Below are 21,802 nucleotides of genomic sequence, written 5' to 3' on the forward strand. Positions count from 1 at the left end.
AAAACGGGGAAGAGGTGATCGTTCAGCTTCGATCATGGTTCGGGGCTCCCGAGACGTGCGCGCAAGGTGGCGTTCTCGGTTTCCAGTCGCTGCAGCCGCTCACGAAGAGGAGCGACCGCCTGTTCAATCTGTTGCTCGGTGTAGCGTGGAATGATGTGCTGCGGGCAGTTCCAATCGAACGCCTCGAGCCGGAGCTTGAAAATCCGCTCAGCCCTTCCTTTGTACGTCGGGTCAGACACCAGTTCCGTGAGTTCCTGGTCAGCGTCAAGCGCAAGTCGCTCCACATAGGCATAGATTTTGAGCCGAGCCCGCCGCACATAATCCATCAGGAACAGACAGGCCCGATCGTTGGCCGCAAAATTGCCGGCGCTGATGTACTGACGGTTGCCCCGGTAGTCGGCGAAGGCCATTGTTCGCTGATCTATAACCTTGAGGAAGCCGACATTCCCTCCACGATGCTGAACATATGGCCAACCCGTTTCGGAGACCGATGCCATGTAGAAGCTGTCACATGAGGCAATGAAGGCGATCTCGTCTTCGGTGAAGGTGTCTGAAGGGCGGCTGTCACTGCCCAGCCAAATCTGCTCTACGCCCATCTCAGCCTGGGCGGCCCTGACGCTAGGCGTCACAGCGACCTCAAGGAAATGATATGGCATGCCTAATCTCCTTGCTCAGCCAGGCTTTCATGGGCATCCCCCGTGCGAGCCTGGATCTACTCATTTGGCCAGCCGAATTCTGGGCTTGGCAATCTCTGCCTTCAAGGTCGCCAAGTGCGGAAGTCAGTCCTGCAAGGCCCAGTCTGCGACTTCCCAACGCATCTGCCCGCGATCGGAGACGACACGGCCGAGCCCAGGGAACGGCATGTGCGTGGCGGCGATGAGCGCTCCCTCCGATGCGGCACGCGGAAGGAAGCGATCGCGCATGGCCTTCGCAGCGGCACGGTCCTGCTCGAACAGGAAGAACACATCTGTCGCGGCCGGGTGCACGACCGGAAAAATCATGTCCGAAACCATGATCAGGCTCTTGCCGCCATCTTCGATCCGCACGCCGATATGGCCGGGCGTATGGCCGGTCAGATCGATGATCGAAACGCCCGGCGCGATTTCCCGCTCTCCGTCGATCGCCTGGAGCCTGGGATATAGCCGCACGACCTCCTCTGCCATTCTGAAGCTGGTCTGTAGAAAGTCAGGCGCTCCGTTGCGTTTGGCCGGATCGGTCCAATGGGTGACATCGCGACGATCGATGTAAAGCTCGGCTTCCGGGTATTGGTTCTTGCCTCCCAGGACCAGCCCGCCCATGTGGTCCTGGTGCATATGCGTCACGATGACAACGTCGATCTGGCTGGGCTTCAGACCGAGCGCAGCGAGTGCCGGAGGTAATTGTCCGGTCTGTCCGATCGAGCCTGCCGCACCAGCATCGATCAGGATGCGGCGCTCCCCATCCTCGACGAGATACTGATTGAAGAGGAACCGAACTCCACTCGGCCGGGCGGTAAACTGTGCGCTTGCCGCCTTTTCGACCTCGGGCGCCGAGCGTCCCGGAAAGTAGTCATAGGGCATGTCTGCATACCCGTCCGTCAGCGCCGTCACGGTGAACCGTCCGATGCGGATCTGTGCGAGCGGGGTCACCGTAGCAGGTGCGCTTGCCGCCTCCCGCGTCGCCGCATGGACAGAGGAGGAACTTATCAGGCTGCCGCCGAAAAGGCTCCCCGCGATGAGGCCGATCGGCAGGGTGCCGAAGGCGCGACGTGAAAGTTGAGGCATGGGAGTTCCTCCGGATCGATCGACGATGTTGGTAGTGTTGGCAAATGCGTAGGTATGGCTGCTGCGGTCGGAACAGGCGCTTCAACCTGGGCCGGGATGGGCGGCCACTTGGGCTAACCCACTCGGTTTTATTGTGAATAGACCGGTTCAAGCCTGCTCTCAATTGCGATCTAGGTCACATAGAACTAGACCAAGGCAGTGCGAAAATAGACCTTCGTCTATCAATCTCGCCTAACGCGGCGTCGCGAAACCGCGTAACCTGAAGCAGGGCGGTTGCGCCGCGCATACCGGTGAGGGACAAAGTTGGACAAGCACAAGGAAGCCGATGCGATCATCGATTTGATCCCAGCAATGGCATGGTCGGCTACGTCCGACGGCATGCTCGACTTCGCCAGTCAGCACTTTCTCGAATATGTCGGCTTGCCACTCACAGAGATAGCCGGGGAGAATTTCTATCGGCTGTTCCACCCGGCCGACACCACCCGCCTGGCCTTCGAGTGGCGGAGCATCATGGCTGCCAAGACGGGAAGGGAAGTTGAGGGTCGGCTCAGGCGCGCGGACGGCGAATACCGCTGGTGCTCCCTCCGGCAAAAACCTCAGCTGGATTCTGAGGGAAACGTTGCCAAATGGTACGGGGTCGTTCTCGATATAGAAGATCGCAAACGAGCTGAAGATGCGCTCAGGGAGACGAAGTCTGCGCTTGCGGCAAGCGAAGAGAACCTCAGGCTCATCATCAATTCGCTTCCGGTGCTCGTGTGGTCAGCGCGCCCGGACGGGAGCGCCGATTTCGTCAACCAGAGTTGGTTGGACTATGCCGGGCGGCCTGCCGACCAGATCCTCGAATGGGGTTTTCTGGATCTCTATCATCCCGACGATATTCCCGAGATGGTGGAAATCTGGAAGCGCGACCTAGAATGTTCAGATCATACCCGGTTGAAAGGACGCATTCGGGGTGCTGATGGGCAGTACCGCTGGTTCTATTTCTCAGGCCGAAAGCTGACGGATGCGAATGGCGTCGTGCGCTGGTTCGGTGTCAATATCGACATCGAGAATCTGCAGCGGGCCGAGATCGCTCTAAAAGAGAGTGAGGCCGCGCTAAGGGAGAGCGAACAAAAACTCAAGCTCATCATCAACACGATCCCTGCCATGGCCTGGTCATGTACGCCCGACGGGCAGCTCGAATACTGGAACCAGCATCTCACCAACTTCGTCGGACTGCCTTTCGAGCAGATTGTCGGCTTCGGCTTCTATCGCATGTTTCATCCCGATGACGTCGAACGGATGCGTGAGAGTTGGGAAGAGGTTGTCGCGACGAAACAGCCTAAGCCAGTAGACGCCCGTATCAGACGGTTCGACGGCCAATACAGGTGGTTCAACCTGCAGCAAAGCCCCCTGCTCGATCCGGAAGGAAATGTGGTCCGATGGTACGGCGTCGTTGTCGACATCGAGGATCGCAAACAGGCGGAAGAGTCTCTTCGCCAGAGCCAGAGCCACCTTGCGCACGTTACACGGTTGACGACCATCGGCGAGCTAGCGGTTTCCATTGCGCACGAGATCAATCAGCCGCTCATGGCGATCGTGACGAATGCCGGAACCTGCCTCCGCTGGCTTAAGGACGGACATACAGATCTGGAACAGGCTCGTCTGGCCGCGGAACGCATCGTGCATGATGGCCACCGCGCCGGCGAGATCGTCGCCAGCATACGCGGGATGGCCCGGAGATCGCCGGTGCGGATGGAAAGGATCGACTTCAAGCGGGCGCTACGTGATGTGCTTTTTCTTCTTAGGGAAGAGTTGCAATCGCGAGGTTTGCAGATCGTCACGGACCTCACGCCAGAACCCGTCGATATCTTGGGCGACCGCACCCAGTTACAGCAGGTTCTTCTCAATCTGATCATGAACAGCGCTGAAGCAACACCTCGTGGCGCCGAAGCGGTCATGACAGTCAGTTGTAGGCAAGGTCCAGAGGGCGAAGTCGAGGTTAGTGTTTCCGACACAGGTTGTGGCATACCGCCGGAACAGCTCGAGCAGGTATTTGAGCCATTCTATACCACGAAATCTGACGGGATAGGGATGGGTCTTTCTATCTGCCGCTCCATTGTTGAAGCTCACGGCGGGCGGATCTGGGCCACAACCAATCATCCTCGCGGAAGCTCATTCACCTTCACGCTCTCGAATTCCAAGGACGCAGCCGTTGATCGATGACAGGAAGAACAGGCAACCCAATGTCATCGTCATAGATGACGATCAAAGCGTGCGCGAAGCCCTAAAGGGCCTCTTCGAGTCCGTCGGGCTCGCCGCTGAGGTACACGGCTCGATAAAGGATTTCATAGCTGCAGACGATCCCGAAAAGGCCGGTTGCATCGTCCTCGACATCCGCCTTCCCGGTCAGAGCGGACTGGAGTTTCAGGAGGTTTTGGCGAAGAGCGATCTTCCCCGGTCCGTAGTCTTGATCAGCGCCCATGTCGATGTGCCCATGGCGGTGCGGGCGATGAAGGCGGGTGCCATTGACGTTCTCAGTAAGCCGGTCCGTGAGCAGGATCTGCTAGACGCCGTCAACCGCGCAATCGCCAATGACGCCGCTCGCCGCGATGAAAAAGTAGCGAAAGCTGCCACCCAAGCACGGTATATGACGCTGACTGAACGCGAGCGACAGATTTTGACATTGGTGATCGCCGGTAAACTGAACAAGCAGATTGCAGCAGAACTGCAGCTTGCAGAGCCAACGGTGAAGCTACACAGAGGCCACATGATGCGAAAGATGAAGGCAACATCAGTCGCCCACCTTGTCAAACTCGCTGGTGACCTGTTGTAGGTGAAATCGATGGCCGCTGGCTCACCAGGTGCTGTCATCTTCGCGAGCGACTGCCACATATATGATTTCCTTTGGCGCGAAGGCGACAGGGCTCCTTTCCAAGACGATGTCTGCTTCCAAGCAGGGGCAACGACTTGCCTTATGACAGTTAAACGGGCGCGTTGCCGACGTTCAACCGCCCCGCGCCAAAGGACACGCCAAACCGCACCATCAGGAAATGTCGCGCGCGCGGACACGCAATTCCACGGAATTGCCATCAAATAACACGAAATGATTAATCCGGCGGTAATACTTTAGCCTCGCTTTTCCGTAAATATATTCACTTATAGCGAGTTGTTTACGCCGATTCTATTGTGGTATCTTCTCAGTCAAAATAAGTGTGAGGCGGCATCAATGTCATCACCTGTCAGCGTACCTGTATCCGTCGCGTTTGTGGACGATCACCCTATTCTTCTTGAAGGGCTTGTAAGTCTTTACTCGAACAAAAAAGATCTCAAAATTGTTGGCCAGGGCCACAACGCTGTAGATGCAATCAAAATCACTGAACAGCTTTCGCCTGACGTCATCGTCGTTGATCTCAGCATGCCCGGCGACTCGATGGCGGCGATTGAGGTGATTGTTCAGACAATGCCGGGAACCAAGGTCGTAATCTTCACGGCGACCTCCAGTATCGAAACAGCGATCAAAGCTCTCAATTGTGGCGTTTCCGGTTACGTCCTTAAAGGAAGCAGTTCGACAGACCTTCACGACGCAATTATTGCCGCGCACAACGGCGAGACATATATGACGCCAGGCTTCGCAACGAGGGTCATCATGTCGATGAAAGCGACAGAGGCGAGACAGAAAGCTATACAGCAGAAGCGCTTAAGCGTTCGCGAAGAACAGATTGTCTCCTACCTCATGAGAGGGCAGACAAATCGTGAAATAGCCAGGAGTCTCGACATAAGCGAAAAAACGGTCAAACATTACATGACGATCCTGATGCAGAAGCTCGACGTACGAAATCGTGTCGAGGCCGTTCTCGCCGCACAAAAAATCGGTGGGTCACACGATCTCCTCAACTAGGATGAAGCCCAAAATTTCCACAGCCTCTGCGCCAGACGGCCGCTAGATCATCTCGTCCGACGAAAGCTGATTGATGGGCAAAACTGCGACAATGATTGTTCCCGCCGCGCGCCTGAATATCCGCATTTTCCCGCCAAATGACCTTACACGTCGCTTCTGACTGGTCAAACCAAGTTTCACTCGGGCTGCCGCATTTTGATCTGGACGCACAACACGCTCCCCCACATCAGCCACCACGATAATGAGTTTGTTATCGTGGATGCGGTATCGGACCCTCTGCCTGTTATTGGCTGCGTGTCGGAATGCATTCATCAACCCTTCCTGAATAAAGCGATAGACACAGACATTCAGGTGGGGTTGGTACATCTCGTGCGGTATCAGGCCGTCCATCTCAACGGGAAACGCTGTGAGATCCCTGTAGCGTGCCACGGCGAGCTTTATTGTTTCACTTAAGCTGAGTTCGTCAAGTTCAGGCAATGAGAGGCCGGCGGAGATTTTGCGCAGATCCGCAAGAACGCCTGAGACGAAATTCAACAGCTTTTCAAGATCAGGGTTGACCTTCCTTCCGCTTAAGCGCTGCTCTGCAATCATATCGCTCAGGCGAAGACTTATAAGGGTGAGAACCTGCACTGGGCCATCATGCAGATCGTTGCCAATCTGGTCGAGTATCTTCTCATTCAGCTTGCCGGCTTCGAGTCTGGCATAGTCTGCTGCTTTCCTCAGCTTGTCGTTTTGCTCCCACAGATCCAGGGCGTTCAGGAGGTTCGCCTCGATCGCCCGCTTTTGACGGGCAATCAGCCGGCTTGCTGTTAGTGCCATGAGATACAACAATCCAAGCATTGGCAAAGCCACGCCGGCCACAATCAGGAATGTTCCGCGCCGCGCAGAGCGAAGCTCAGCGATCAAATAATTCGGTTCTTCGTAAAACTCTCCAACGAGAATGACCTTGCCATTCCGGTCACGAAGAAGGGGCGCGTAGACCTCTAACAGAAGGTTCTGCTTTTCCTCGCCGGTATAAACATGTTTCTCCACCTCCGTACGGGATACAACGATCTCACCTGACAAGGCAGACCTCAACTCATCGAACACTCTTGGATGGTCGATTTTTTGATCGTTTGTCGCATAGAATATACTGCCATCGGCCCGCCAAAGTTTGATCGTGCGAACGTGCTGACCGATAGGCCCTGTGCCGAGCAGGTTTTCGAGGTGCGAGACCAGGACAGGGTCAATCGTGTCCTTGTGGAGATCAGCCTCCTTGATAAGGGGAGAAACAAAGGTTTCGAGATAAAGAGCTCCAACCCCGCCAGCTCCAGCGAGCATGGCGCGTTCAACCCGATCGGCAGCCCAGAACGTAAGGCACGACATCAACACAATCACGATCGGTGACATCAGGATCATGAATTGTGTCGAAAGATGCAGATCCCGGAACCAGTCTGTCAAACGTCGCAAGGACGATCTCCATTTTCCAAGAGATCCACTATGCGATTTTGCTTCTTCACCAGTATCGTCAGACAGCGAATGTCTCATGTCCCAACCTGCTGATGTTCGATGCACAAATCTCGTCGAACTCGCATTCATGAGAGACCGAAAGGTCCCGGATTTAAGCTTCGACAAGATTCAGGCAGGCATACTCTGCTACGATTATATAATTATTTCAGCAATTTAACTTAAAATTCGGAATTTCGCAAGATCACGTCACCCTTGGGCTGAGGACCACCAGACCAAGGTCCGATGAACTGTTGGGACCAATGGGCCTGAAAGAACTGGACCATGTGAAGTGTTCTTACGCAAGCGTTTCATGCAACCTGAGATCATGAAGGCTAGGGGAATCTCCCTCCGAGCGAATGGAGGAGATTGTGATTGTGCCTGGTGGCCAATCGGAAACATTCAAAGCCTCCATCCAATGTAACGGCGTTTTAGCGCTTAGGCGCTTCGGAGGGGAAAATGGCTGCTTTTACACTCAACCAGGCTGATCTGGCGTTTGTGCTTCACCAGATCAAGGTCGCGGAAGTCCACGCCTCAGGCGTTCCGCTCACTGAAATCCGCCTCAACCCTGATGGAACGGTGATTTCCGACCGGTCACAATACGATGCAGTTACAGGTCTCTACCTTGGCAACCCGGCAACGCCTCGCGCCATTCCCGACCCGCATGTGCCGGTCGGTCTTCGTACCGTTGATGGCACCTACAACAACATCGTGGCAGGCCGCGAACTCTGGGGGGCCGCCGATCAGGCCATGCCGCGTGCGCTTGATCCGAATTTCCGCAACGATGCCGATGGCGACACGATGTCGCTTGGAGGCCCCGCCGTGGTGACGAACACCGATTACAGCGTCGTCGGCACGCCTTCCCCATCAAATGGCGGTCATACAGGCAACGTCGCGGACGCAGACCCGCGCATCATCTCGAACCTGATTTCCGACATGAGCATCAACAACCCGGCTGCTGTATCAGCCTGGTTCAACAATCCTCTGGCGGTAGCGGCATGGGAAGAGGCCAACCCCGGCATGGTGCCCGTGGCACCCGGACAACCTCTTGGCACTAACGGTGTGTACCTCACCAATGCCGACCTTGCTTCAATCCCGAACATTGCACCTGACGAAGGCCTCTCGGCCCCGTTCAATGCGTGGATGACATTTTTTGGCCAGTTCTTCGACCATGGTCTTGACCTGATCAGCAAGGGCAACAACGGCTCGGTATTCATCCCGCTACAGGGCGACGATCCATTGGTGCTCGGCGCTGACGGGCTTCCTGGAACAGCCGACGACTTGCCCCCAAGCTTGCGCTTCATGGTTATCACCAGAGCAGACCCTGTTGATGGCCCCGGTGCAGACGGTGTACTTGGAACGGCTGATGACACACATCACGAAGCCCGCAACACCACAACTCCGTTCGTGGACCAAAACCAGACCTACACCTCACATCCATCCCATCAGGTTTTCCTGCGTGAATACGCAACAATCGGAGGCATCACTGTCGCGACAGGTCGTTTGCTTGATGGCCCGCCCCCAGCCAGTTCTCCCGCCGGAACACATGGTGGCCTTCCAACATGGGCAGACATCAAGGCCAACGCCCTGCAATTCCTCGGCATCCAGTTAAGTGATGCTGACGTCGTCAACCTGCCTCTGATCCGCACCGACCAATACGGCAATTTCATTCCCCATCCTTTGACGGGCTATGCGCAGGTTGTAACGGGTATCGGTGCAGACGGTATTCCAAACACTGCCGACGATGCCGTCGTTTCAGGTACACCCTCGGCACCTGTCAACACATTCGCGTCGCTGGCGCTGCGCACCGGCCATGCCTTCCTGGACGACATCGCGCACAACGCCAACCCCTTCAACAGCCAAACGGGTGCGTTGAAAACTGCGGACACAGATGATGTTGTCAACAGTGGGCCTCTTGCATCCGGTGTCTATGACAACGAGTTGCTGGAGCGTCATTTCATTACGGGTGATGGACGCGGTAACGAGAACATCGGACTGACTGCTGTTCATCACATTTTCCACTCCGAGCACAATCGTCAGGTCGATTCCCAGAAACTGACGATCCTGCAAAGCGGCGATGTCGCCTTCATCAACGAATGGCTGGCAACGGATATCAGCGGCCTTCCAGCCGGCTTTGAAAACCTTTCGGTGATTGATCAGCTCGCCTATGCGCAAGGACTGAACTGGGACGGCGAGCGCATGTTCCAGGCAGCCCGGTTCGCCACAGAAATGCAGTATCAGCACCTTGTCTTCGAAGAGTTCGCACGCAAGATTCAGCCGGCGATCGACGTCTTTGTTTTCAATTCGGTAACGGACGTCAATTCGTCAATCTTTGCCGAGTTTGCCCATACGGTCTATCGCTTCGGGCACTCCATGCTGACCGACGGGATGCCACGCGTTTTCCTGAATGCCGATGGTACGGAAACGGTAGCGACCGAGCCTGAGCTGAACCTCATCGAGGCCTTCCTCAACCCAGTGGCATTTGATCTCAACAGCACCATCAGCGCCGATCAGGCAGCTGGAGCCATCGTACGTGGCATGGTCGTCGAGCATGGCAATGAAATCGACGAATTCATCGTCAGTTCCCTGCGCAACAACCTGCTTGGCCTGCCGCTGGATCTCGGTGCGATCAACATCGCTCGCGGTCGCGATACGGGCGTGCCTTCACTCAACGACGCCCGTGCACAACTTTATGCGGCAAGCGGCTCCACCTTCCTCAAACCCTATGACAACTGGGTTGATTTTGCCGCCAATCTGAAAAACTCGGCGTCCGTCATCAACTTCATCGCGGCCTATGGCACACACGGGACGATCACCGGCGAAGCCACGCTGGCCGGTAAACGGGCTGCCGCAACGGCCCTTGTCATGGGTGGTGACGGCGCCCCCCTCGACCGCGTTTCCTATCTGACCGGTACCGGGACATGGGCAGGCGTGGAAACTGGCCTCAACCTCGTCGATCTCTGGATCGGCGGCCTTGCGGAAAAGAAGATGCCGTTCGGCGGCATGCTGGGCTCCACATTCAATGCCATCTTCGAAATGCAGCTCGAAAACCTGCAGGACGGTGACAGGTTCTACTATCTGACCCGCACACAGGGCCAAAACTTCCTCAATATGCTGGAGCAGAATTCGTTCGCCAAGATGATCATGGCGAACACCGATATCGCACAGCCCGGCGCTGACGGAATTCGAGGCACCGGGGACGACGTGATCGCCCGTCACCTCGGCGTCGACGTCTTCGCCGACTACGATTTCGTCCTCGAGATCAACAGGGCGAACCAGGTCGGGGACGATCCCGTAGGGGACGATCCGATCATGGCGGCACTGGGTCTCGGTAAAGTCCAGCGCGATGATATGACCACTGCCGACGTCGACGAAAGCATCGCCGACACCAGCACGGATCAAAGCGGCGTCACAGGACACTATCTACGGTTCACGGGCGGCGAACATGTTGTCGTCGGCGGCACTATCGGCAACGACACCATCATTACCGATTTCGGCGATGATGGTATCTGGGGCGATGCGGGCGACGATCGGATCGAGAGCGGCGCCGGCGTCGATCTCGTGAACGGCGGTGCAGGCAACGACATCATCACCGACTCGGGCGATACCGGCGATTTTATGAAGGGCGATGAAGGCGATGACGTGATCGCCAATTCGAACGGCATGGATATCGTCATGGGCGGAACCGGTAAGGATGTCGTCTTTGTCGGTGTCGACGATACGGAAGTTTTCGGTGGCGACGGCGACGACTTTATTCTTGGCGGTGACGGCGTCGATCTTCTCATGGGCAATGAAGGCGACGACTGGATGGAGGCGGGCGGCGGCTTCGACACGACGGCCGGCGACAACTCCGAGCTGTTCTTCAATTCATCTATCGTCGGTCACGATGTCATGTTTGCCGGGAATGAAGAGCACGATTTCGACGCGGAATCCGGCGACGACATTATGGTCCAGGGCGAAAGCGTCATGCGCAATGAGGGCATGTTCGGCTTCGACTGGGCAATCTTCAAGGACGTGGAGATGAACGCCTACGCTGATATGCGTATCCCGATTTTCACCACAGAACAGGAAGATATCCTTCGCAACCGGTTCGACAAAACAGAAGCACTTTCCGGCTGGAACTACAATGACACATTGCTTGGCGACGACCGGGTCTTTGGTGACTTGGCGCCTGGCGATACGGTTGCCACGACAGAGGGCATCTTCTTCAAGGATGGTTTGACGCAGGCAGGCGTAGATCGCATTGAGGGCCTGCGCGAGCTTCTTGGCAACCTCATCGCAGCGGCTCCGGCTGATGTTGATCCCGAAACGATCACTGCCTTCGACCGTGGCAACATTCTCCTCGGTGGAGCAGGAAGTGACTCGCTGCGGGGCAATGGTGGAGATGACTTCCTCGATGGCGATGCATGGCTCAACGTTCGTATTCGCATCACGCCTGTCGGTGCAGAAAACTCGGACGGTAATCAGATTGCAACGGTGGACAGCCTGAAACATGTCTTTACCGAAGATGAGAATCCAGCCTGGGCTGGAAAGTCGCTCTTTGAGTTGATGATCTCCCGTACCATCGTGCCAAGCCAATTGCATATCGTGCGAGAGATTGTCTCATCGACAACACCCTTGGCAGGTACTGATACCGCAGAGTTCAACGATGTTCGTGCAAACTACACGATTGTCAGAAATGCTGACGGCAGTTTCACGGTCACCCATAACACCGTCAGCAACGTTGTGGATCCGTTGACCGAACGAAATCTCGTATCGGACGGTGTCGATACCCTGCGGAACATTGAGGCCGCGCGATTTTCCGACGGCGTCGAGGTCGTCCTTGTGAACAGGGCGGCGACCGGTGCACCGGTTATCAGCGACACATCGCCCACCGAGACGCAGACATTGACTGCGGATACCTCCGGAATTGCCGATGAAAACGGTCTTGGAACATTCAGTTTCCAGTGGCAGACATCGACCAACGGCACGACCTGGGCAAATGCTGGGGCTAACTCGGCAAACTTTACTCCCCAGCAGCCGCAGGTTGGTCAACAGGTGCGGGTGGTCGTCAGCTTCATCGATGGGTTCGGCTCTGCTGAGCAAGTCGTTTCTGCGGCTACCGAAGTGGTCGGCGACGTCATTAGCGCCAGCAACGTCGGTACCGTCATCACTGGTACCGCAGGAGCGGATATCATTACCGGAAACCGTGGGAACGACACGATCAACGCCTTGGGCGGTGACGACGTTATTAACTGGAGCGCGAGCCTCCTGGGGCTGTTACCCGATGGTCGGGACAGCGTGAACGGCGGCGCTGAGGGCCCCGACGGAGACTCTTTCGTTGTCAACGGCTCCGCACTTGCCGAGACCTATCGTGTCTATACCCGTGCGGCGGCAGTCAGCGCAGGAATGACAGGGATCGCCACGGCAACGGAAATCGTCATTACGCGCAATGGCACCACCAACGGCTCGATTATTGCAGAACTGACCGACATCGAAGAAATCGTCATCAACACCGGGGCGGGAAACGATACAGTCTTGGCAATCGGCGACTTTTCTCCGACAAATCTCAGCTTCAACACGATCACCATCAACGGCGAAGCAGGCGACGAGACTGTCAATATCGCCGGGTTGATGTCAGCGCATCGTATCCTCTTCCGCAGCAATGGCGGTGACGATACAATCGTGGGGACCCTGCGTCCCCAGGACGTGATCGAACTGGCGCCGGGACAACAGCTTTCCAGCTACACCCTTGTCGACAATGGCGACGGTACGAAATCTTTCTCAAATGGAACCCATTCGATCACCTTTACCGGCACCGTCGTACCCCAATTCCAGGAAGCCACCCCAAGCGAAGACGGTGACGACATTTCCGGCATCTTCGAATACACGCCAAGTGACCTGGCTGGTCTCAAAGCCCTCGTAAACGGCCTCTCGCCCAACGATGGCGATGATCCTGTTCCAACAGGAGTGCGCACCCTTTCCGGTCATGGCAACAATGCTGCAGATCCGGACGCAGGTGCGGTGGATACGCCTTTCATCCGCATCACCCAGTCGCACTATGGGGAACCGGATGCCTTCGGAAATTCCGCCATCAATCCGATCTTTGCCGGACTCGATCCTCGCAATATCAGCAATATTCTGGGCGCACAGGAAGCAAGCCTGCCAAAAGCCGATGCCAATATCTTCTTCATGGCGTTCGGGCAGTACTTCGACCACGGCCTGGATTTTCTCGGCAAAGGTGGAAATGGCACGATCCAGATCGGTGCTCCTGGCAACGGAGCCCCAGGTTCCGGCAATCCGGCCGACCTCACGCGTGCCACCGTCGCCTATTATAACGATGGGGTTCCACAACACATAAACAAGACATCGCCCTTCGTCGACCAGAACCAGGCTTACGGTTCCAATGATCTGGTTGGCCAGTTCCTGCGAGAGGGCGATGGATCGGGCGGTCTCGGGTCGCATCTGCTTCAGGGCGGCGCAGATCCATCCAACCCCAACTTCAAGCTGATGCCGACGCTGCGTGATCTCATCCTGCATCACTGGGAGAACGACACCGTTTTCCACTCGCCCACTCTCGCAGGCGGTCAGGTGAGCTTCCGCTCCTACTTTCCGGGTCTCGTAACGGCAGGCGTCATCAACGAAGCCATGGTTTCCGGACTTGCTTCAGACTTCATGGGCAGCACGCACGCACTGCTTCTCGACACCAACCCCTATATCAGCCTGCTCGATCACTACGTGGCAGGCGATGGCCGGGCAAACGAGAACTTTGCCCTTACCTCAATGCACACCATCTGGGCCCGAAACCACAATTTTCATGTGGCAGGCCTTGAGGCGGCCGGTTTTGATGGAACAGCCGAGGAACTGTTCCAAGCCGCCAAGATGATCAATGAAGCCGAATATCAGCGTGTTGTCTTCACCGAGTTTGCGGACAAGCTGATCGGCGGGATCAGGGGAGATGGGGATCATGGTTTTTCGGAATACAATCCGAATGCCACGGCTGCGATCAGTCATGAATTCGCCGCGGCCGTCTACCGGGTCGGCCACTCGCTGATCGGCCAGACCATGACGGTGCTTGACGCAGATGGGAGCCCCACCCAGGTAGCATTGTTCGATGCCTTCCTGAACCCGACCAACGACCCATCTGCTTTCAAGCTACCGCTCAGCACACTTGCGCAGTTCGGATACGTGCCGCAGGAAGGCTATGAGCAGCTTGGTGTGAGCGCGATCCTTGGCGGCATCGCGACACAACCCGCTGAAGCAGTCGATTTCAACATTGTCGATGCCGTGCGAAACGACCTCGTCCGTATCAATGCGGACCTGTTCGCCTTCAACGTTGCCCGAGGCTGGGACGTCGGACTTGGAACGCTCAATCAGGTTCGCATGGACCTCGCAGCATCCACCGACCCCTATGTTGCAGAAGCGCTGGGTTATGCAGGAGCAATGACGGCCTACACCTCCTGGGACGACTTCCAGAGCCGCAACGGCCTCTCCGATACCGTGATCGCCCAGTTCCGGCAGGCTTATCCGGACCTCGTTCTGGAAGCCGGCGAAATCGCAGCTTTTCGCGAAATCAATCCTGATATCGAGATTGCAATGCAGTCCAATGGGACTGGTGTGATCAAGGGGATCGACCGTGTCGATCTGTGGGTCGGGGGACTTGCCGAGAAACACATCAATGGCGGCATGGTCGGACAGACATTCTGGGTCGTATTGCAGGAGCAGTTCGATCGCCTGCAGGAAGCTGACCGCTTCTACTACACGGAGCGTTTCGACGATTTCGATTTCTATGAAAACTTCATCGACGGCGAGGAGTTTGCCGACATCATTGCCCGGAACACCGGCCTGACGAATCTTGAAGAAGATATCTTCTCGCCACGCGTCGAAGACAACGAGGAGGAAAACGACGACGATGACGACGGCAACGGCGGTGACGACGACGAAGACGATGGCAACGAAGACGAAGACGAAGACGACGATGGCAACGGCGAGGAGGACGGTGATGACACCTGCTCGCACGAAGACGACGATGACGACGGACCGATTGTCTCGATCCCGATCGCAGCCGTTGCACTGATCGGTACAGCGTCTGGTGAAGTGCTCGCCGGCCAGGGAGGCGACGATACGATCCTCGCGGGTGGCGGTTCGGACATCCTTTCCGGGGATGCAGGTTCCGACATCCTGAGGGGCGAAGACGGTGACGACGTCATCGTCGCAGCAGCGGACAACGATGTTGCGAGCGGTGGCAGCGGCGATGACGAACTGCATGGCGGCGCCGGCCACGATGTGCTCTTCGGAAATAGCGGGGCGGATCTTCTCTTCGGAGATTCCGGCAACGACATCATCGAAGGTGGTGCGAGTGACGACCAGGCCTGGGGTGGCGACGGGGATGATATCGTTCTTGCAACAGCCGGCGACGGCAACGACCGGTATTGGGGCGATGGCGGCAAGGATACGCTCGATTACTCAGTTGCCACGTCAAATCTGACCGTAAATCTAGGCACGGGCCTTATGGGACACGGCACCGTCATGAGCGCAACGACAGGAAACGACACGTTCTACAGCTTCGAGAACTTCGTGGGCGGCTCCGGCCATGATGTGATCACAGCTTCGAATGCGGCGAACGTGATGGATGGCGGTCTTGGCAACGACACCTTCCGGTTCACAACGACAAGTGCAGCCAATGGCGACTCCATCTACGGTTTCCAGCCTGGCGACAAGATCGACTTCGCGGCAATCGACGCCAACACGGGTGCTTCGGGCAAGCAGACCTTTACCATCAACAGTCCAGCATCGCTGACTGCGACGGGGGGAATTGCGATTACACACGAAGTTCGTGACGGAGAGGACTTCACGGTCATTCGTGGTCACACCGATACAGACGGGAATGCTGACTTCGAACTGGCCGTTTCCGGAAAGCACCACCTGACCAACAGTGACTTCTCCGGGGTTTCCTGAGCAACCGCGAACGAACGGAAGCAGCGCCTCCCGTTCGCTTCAAACTCCCAACGCCGGTGAGTACTGGCACCGGCGTTGCAAGTGAAATGGGATGTCCTGGGTGAACGCGATCACTCCAGAACATGCCGCGGACTTAACGCCGAATCTCGGCAAAGTTTCCAAGGGGACTTTCAGATGAGTGGCACCTGCAACAAAAAAGAAAACCAGATAAATGGCATGGGTGGCTTGATGATGTTCGTCTTTGGTCTGTCCGGCATCATCAATATTCTGGCCCTGACCGGCGCCTTCTACATGCTCCAGATCTATGATCGTGCGCTGACCAGCGGAAGCGTGTCGACGCTTGTCGCGTTGTCAGGCCTGGCAATCGGCCTTTATCTTTTCCAGGGCCTGTTCGATATTCTGCGCTCACAGATCCTGGTTCGGCTTGGCGCGAGACTCGATACGCAACTGGCCCCGCTGGCCCACAAAGTCGTCATCGATATGCCGCGTTATGGTTATTCCACGTCTGAAGCGACGGAGCGCGGCCGCGATGTCGATACGATCCGCGGTTTCCTGGCAAGTCCCGGCCTGATTGCGCTTTTCGATTTGCCCTGGATGCCAATCTACCTGGTATTCGTTTGGCTCTTGCACCCGATGCTGGGCATGTTAACCGTTGGCGGGGCCGTTGTGCTTGGCCTTTTGACGCTCTGCACGGAACTTCTGACACGGCGTCACGCCAAAGAAATGCTGAAATCAACTGTACTGCGAAATGCAGTCATCGATTCCAATGCTCGAAACAGCGATATCATGCACTCAATGGGCATTGCCGATCGTGCTGTGAGCCGTTTCGAGCGTGCCAACCGACGTCACCTGGATACGCAAACCAGGACCTCCGATATCTCCGGAACGTTCTCAGGCCTGTCCAAGGTTCTGCGGATGATGTTGCAGTCAGCGATTCTTGGTCTTGGCGCCTACCTTACAATCAAGGGGGAATTGTCGGCCGGCTCCATTATTGCCTCTTCAATCGTGACCGCACGCGCCCTCGCACCGGTGGATCAAGCGATCGCGCAATGGAAGGGAATGGTTTCGGCCCGGCGCAGTCATGCTCGTCTTAAGGAAACGCTGGCCGTTCTGGACGACAAGACCGGACTTTTGAATCTTCCTGCGCCGAAGGAAACTCTCACGGTTGAAGGTATTACGACGGTCGCGCCACACAGCGGCGCAGTCCTGTTGAGTGACGTAAGCTTCGAGCTGAAGGCTGGCCAGGCACTTGCCCTGATCGGTCCGAGCGGCGGCGGGAAGACGACCCTTGCCCGATCCATTCTCGGCATCTGGCCGACACTACGCGGTTCAGTGCGTATCGACGGCGCGGATCTCAAGCAATGGCCTTCAAGCTTCTTCTGCGAACATGTCGGCTACCTGCCGCAGGATGTCTGCTTGATGGACGGAACAATCGCCGAGAATATTTCCCGTTTTGCCGAAACACCGGAGGCACATACGATTTTGCAGGCTGCAAGGGCGGCAGGCATCCACGATATGATCGTTCGTCTGCCGAACGGCTACCAAACAGACCTGGGACCAAATGGCATGTCGCTTTCGGCTGGTCAGCGCCAGCGCATTGGCCTTGCGCGGGCATTGTATGGCAGCCCGTTCCTGGTGGTACTGGACGAGCCCAACTCCAACCTCGACGCCGAAGGTGAAGAGGCACTGATGAAAGCGATTGCCGCAGTTCGCTGTCGCGGCGGGATCGTGGTGGTTGTCGCCCACCGCCCAAGCGCCCTGCAATCCGTTGACATGGTCGGCGTTGTCCAGAGCGGAAAACTCGTGGCGTTCGGTCCGAAGGACGAAATTGTGAAAGGGCCCCAACCGCAACTGCTTCGTTCGGAACACACACGCATACAGGCATCGTCCGGCAATACTCTGGCAGCAGAATAGACGTGTTCCTTTGCAACGCTCAGAAGCAACAGGAGGAGAGCAGACAATGGAAGATAAACTTGTTCTGGGATTGCCTGACGTGGCAGCCTCCATAGCGCCCAAAAACCGCTTTGAACTTCACGACAAACCGGCCCCGCGCTACTGGAGCATAGTGAACCCGGCCGTCGCTATTGCCGCGATCGGCGCTTTTTTGGGAAAGCTCCGTTCCGAAACGCAAGTAGACGGACCAAATGCCCCGCATGCCCCCTTCGTTCAAGGTCCACTGGCCGAAACGGAAACGCGTTCGAACGACGCTTCTACGAACATCGACATTATTGAAGAGGTCGCCGCGTATCTCCGCCAGGTCGCCGAGGAAGCCGGCAATGCCGAACGCAAGGTAAGGTTTTTGGCTGAAACCACTACGTTTCCCTCCTCCTTCCGTGCGAGGGTCGACCTGAACCTTGATAATCACTCCTTTCGGTCGCTCCTGCAGTCCCTGTCCGCAAACGACAACCATCGGATCAACGGATATTTCGCACCCCTGACACCACTCGGCGCGCTTGGCAACGAGACTCCGATCATCTGGCACGAGAAAGATCAGCGGAGCGAAAACGCCAATGAGCCTGAAGCGCCTCGTGCAGATCCAGATGAAAATCCGAGAAACCATGACGGGCCGCCCGCCGCGGAAAGCACTCCTCCGGCAGGCAACGTACGTCCAAATCGATTGCCGGTTGTGGCTGGACGGGTGTTTCTTGGAAGCGGGCTGATGAACCTTTCAGCACTCATCCTTCTCGACAACCTGGCTTCGGCCGCAACCGACGCAGACGGCGATACTTTGTCAATTCGAACTCTTCAGGTTTCTTCCGGCGTCATACAGACCTATGGCGAGGGTATCTGGCTTTACACGCCCGACCGTGGGTACATCGGCGAAGTCACCTTCACCTATGGCGTCAGCGACGGAATCGGTTCCGTGCCGGCGACGGCAATGCTGGACCTCGTTAAAGCAGCGCCGCATCCAGTCGAAGGAACCGATAACGATGACATCTTGTTGGGTACGCCCGGGGACGACGTGATAGCGGCACTTGACGGAAATGACGTCGTCTACGGTCGCGAGAGCAACGACGTTATTTACGGTGGCGACGGCGACGACACCCTGATGGGGGGAAGTGGAAACGACACGATCTATGGCGAGGGCGGCCACGACCGGATTTTCGGTGGCGACGGCAACGACGTCATTTTTGGTGGCGCAGGCAACGACAAGATTTATGGCGAGGAAGGTGACGACGTTGTGGCCGGCGGTGACGGTGATGACATTGCCAGCGGTGGAGCGGGAAATGATCGTTTGTATGGAGAGGCCGGCGACGATCGTCTTTCCGGCGATGCCGGCGATGACCTGCTCGATGGAGGAGACGGCAACGACGTGTTTGCGGGCGGCCTCGGTCACGATGCGGTAATCGCAGGCGCGGGCAACGACACCGTCGTCATAGGTTCTGGAACCGAGGAGGCGCGAGCATCGGTACAGCTTCTCGGCGTCAACGACGGGAACGACACATATTTAGGCGGTGACGGTTTCGACACATATGACGCGTGCTCTGCTTCAGACGCTGTTGAAATTGACCTCGCAGCCGGAATTGCATCGGGTTCGCAGATTGGAACAGACCACCTCGACGGATTTGAAGCAGCTATTGGCGGCAGTGGAAACGACACATTGACCGGCGATGACGGGTCTAATCTCCTGATTGGAAGAGATGGGGACGATCGCCTTATCGCTGGCAACGGCGACGATACAGTCAGTGGTGGCGCTGGCGATGACACCATCGTCGTTCTCTTCACAACCAACGGGTCGAACGATGGCGACGATCAATATTCAGGTGGCGAAGGCGTTGATACCTACGACGCCTCAGCGACGATCACAGCAGTTATAATCGATCTCGAAGGGGGTACGGCGACAGGCGTTGAAATCGGGACTGATCAACTGGAGGGCTTCGAAGTCGCCATCGCAGGGCTCGGCGACGACGTGCTGGTAGCCAATTCGGACATTAATTTCCTGACCGGCGGCGCAGGCAACGACGTCTTCATTTTCCGCTCGGTGGAGGCCGTCTTCAACGATGGCCAGGGAAGGGACAAAATTCTCGACTTCCAGATCGGCGACCGGATTGATTTGTCTGATCTCGCAGATGAAATCGGCGGGCTGATGTTCGACCGGATCATGGGTGAGATCGATGACCAGCAGGGTGTCCGGCGCATCCGACTCTACAGCGAGTTTGCGGACGGCGAGACCGCCGTCGTTCGCGCCGTCATCGATCTTGCGGGAGAGCAGGGCGATCTCGAGTTACTGATCTACAGCCATCAGGCGTTGACTGAAGATGATTTCATTCTTTCGGCTCGTGATGACTACGCAGGCCTGGCAAGGGCGTAACTGGAATAAGGCGAAAACCCACATAAGGGGAGCTTAGGGACATGACGCGCGAACAAAAAAATAAAAATACAAGCAAACAATTCACGCCAGAAGTAGAATCCTTCGGCATCGCGCCACGCATCGTCGTGTCAGGCGTTCTGGCGGCTCTCCTCGTGTTCGGAGTCGGCGGATGGGCGGTTCAGGCCAAACTTGCCGGTGCGGTTGTCGCGCAGGGCCAGCTTGTCGTGCCAGATCAGGTCAAAACCATCCAGCACCGTGACGGCGGGATTGTCGCTGACATTCCCGTGGCCAATGGAGACGCTGTGAAGGCTGGTGATGTGCTTCTGCGCTTTGATGAAACTCAGACTCGAGTAGAGTTGACCATCATCCGAAGCCAGCTATCGCAGTTGCGAGCGATGAAAATCCGGCTTGAGGCGGAACGTGACGGTAAGGACACCATTTCATTTTCCGACGGCTCTATCGTCCACGAACTTGCGCGTAACGAAACGAAGCTGTTTCAAGAAAACCGCCGTATGATCCTGAACCAGAAACAGCAGCTGGAAATGCAAATATCCCAACTCGAAGACCAGATTGACGGACTGATTTCGCAACGGAAAGCAAACGACGTTGAAAAGAAGATAATTACCGAAGAGATCGGCGTCAGTGAGAGGCTCGCCAAAGGCGGATTAATCAAGTTATCGGAATTTCGCGACCTGCAGAAGCAGGTAGCCCGCATCGATGGGACCAGCGGCGAAGTGGCAGCCCGTGTGGCCGAGGCTGAAGGAGAGATTAGCGAGTTGCGCATCAAGCTTCTCTCCATTGACCAGACGACACGATCCGAAAGTCAAAAAGAGATTGTCTCAATAGAATCCAAGCTCGCCGAACTGGGGGAGCGCGAAATCGCCGCATATGACCGCCTTTCACGCATGGAAATTCGTGCGCCCGTCGATGGGTTTGTCTATGATCTGCAGATACATACGATCAACGGCGTTATAGGCGCAGGCGCAACTATAATGTCGGTCGTTCCCAAAACTGATGACATGAAGGTCGAATTCCGGATCGCGCCGGCAGATATCGATCGAGTAGCACCAGGACAGGCCGCCAGAATGAGACTGACTGCATTTAACAGCGCAACGACTCCAGAGGTTTTCGGAATTGTCGAATTCGTCGCAGCAGCAACCGTGATAGATAAGACGAACGGTCAACCCTATTATTTGGCGACAGTTGATATGATTGACCAACAGGAAGTCATTAGAGATCTCAAGCTTATGCCGGGCATGCCAATTGAGGTTTTCGTCCACACGGCTGAGCGCTCAGCGTGGTCTTACCTAACGAAGCCATTTACAGATCAGGTAATGAAAGCATTTCGTGAGGAATGATGGACCGATGTAACTTCACGCGAAGGTGAAAGAGAACCAGATGGTAGACCCATGAGGGGCCTGTCGC

10 protein-coding genes are annotated in these 21,802 nt (G+C 56.4%); 7 read left to right on the top strand and 3 right to left on the bottom strand.

Annotated features, from left to right (window positions below):
* Positions 1-32 precede the first annotated feature (32 nt).
* On the bottom strand, positions 33-656 hold the full coding sequence (locus CFBP4996_RS11340) for a pyridoxamine 5'-phosphate oxidase family protein (RefSeq protein WP_080850800.1): 624 nt from the start codon (positions 654-656) through the stop codon (positions 33-35).
* Positions 657-779: 123 nt separating this feature from the next.
* The gene (locus tag CFBP4996_RS11345) at positions 780-1,763 is read right to left on the bottom strand and encodes an MBL fold metallo-hydrolase (protein WP_080850799.1); all 984 of its coding nucleotides are present in this window, start codon (positions 1,761-1,763) and stop codon (positions 780-782) included.
* A 303-nt stretch (positions 1,764-2,066) separates the two neighbouring features.
* On the opposite strand from CFBP4996_RS11345, the gene CFBP4996_RS11350 reads away from it, so the two are divergent.
* The 3 genes from CFBP4996_RS11350 to CFBP4996_RS11360 all read left to right on the top strand — a co-directional run bounded on the left by CFBP4996_RS11350 (position 2,067) and on the right by CFBP4996_RS11360 (position 5,643).
* A complete protein-coding gene (locus CFBP4996_RS11350; RefSeq protein WP_080850798.1) occupies positions 2,067-3,968 on the top strand; it encodes a PAS domain-containing sensor histidine kinase in 1,902 nt (633 codons plus the stop codon).
* Positions 3,958-4,578 carry a response regulator transcription factor gene (locus CFBP4996_RS11355; protein ID WP_080850797.1) on the top strand — a complete coding sequence of 207 codons (621 nt, stop codon included), beginning with the start codon at positions 3,958-3,960 and terminating at the stop codon, positions 4,576-4,578. Before CFBP4996_RS11350 ends, CFBP4996_RS11355 begins: the two co-directional genes overlap by 11 nt.
* A 393-nt stretch (positions 4,579-4,971) precedes the next feature.
* Positions 4,972-5,643 (top strand): response regulator, encoded by a 672-nt coding sequence (locus tag CFBP4996_RS11360; RefSeq protein WP_080850796.1) that lies wholly within the window; start codon positions 4,972-4,974, stop codon positions 5,641-5,643.
* Between the two features lie 42 nt (positions 5,644-5,685).
* On the opposite strand, the gene CFBP4996_RS11365 is transcribed toward CFBP4996_RS11360, so the two are convergent.
* The gene (locus CFBP4996_RS11365) at positions 5,686-7,170 is read right to left on the bottom strand and encodes a sensor histidine kinase (RefSeq protein WP_162935806.1); all 1,485 of its coding nucleotides are present in this window, start codon (positions 7,168-7,170) and stop codon (positions 5,686-5,688) included.
* A 417-nt stretch (positions 7,171-7,587) separates the two neighbouring features.
* On the opposite strand from CFBP4996_RS11365, the gene CFBP4996_RS11370 reads away from it, so the two are divergent.
* From CFBP4996_RS11370 to CFBP4996_RS11385, 4 genes are all read left to right on the top strand, one after another.
* Positions 7,588-16,065, top strand: coding sequence for a peroxidase family protein (locus tag CFBP4996_RS11370; protein WP_080850794.1), 8,478 nt, complete (start codon positions 7,588-7,590; stop codon positions 16,063-16,065).
* 174 nt (positions 16,066-16,239) lie between these two features.
* Positions 16,240-17,979: a type I secretion system permease/ATPase gene (locus CFBP4996_RS11375; RefSeq protein ID WP_080850793.1), complete on the top strand. Its 1,740-nt coding sequence runs from the start codon at positions 16,240-16,242 to the stop codon at positions 17,977-17,979.
* A gap of 46 nt (positions 17,980-18,025) precedes the next feature.
* Complete coding sequence (locus tag CFBP4996_RS11380; protein ID WP_162935805.1) at positions 18,026-20,377, top strand: calcium-binding protein; 2,352 nt, start codon at positions 18,026-18,028, stop codon at positions 20,375-20,377.
* 41 nt (positions 20,378-20,418) lie between these two features.
* Positions 20,419-21,735, top strand: coding sequence for an HlyD family type I secretion periplasmic adaptor subunit (locus CFBP4996_RS11385; protein ID WP_080850792.1), 1,317 nt, complete (start codon positions 20,419-20,421; stop codon positions 21,733-21,735).
* Positions 21,736-21,802: the final 67 nt, after the last annotated feature.

The organism is Agrobacterium leguminum (genome assembly GCF_005144435.2).
Classification (GTDB): domain Bacteria; phylum Pseudomonadota; class Alphaproteobacteria; order Rhizobiales; family Rhizobiaceae; genus Agrobacterium; species Agrobacterium leguminum.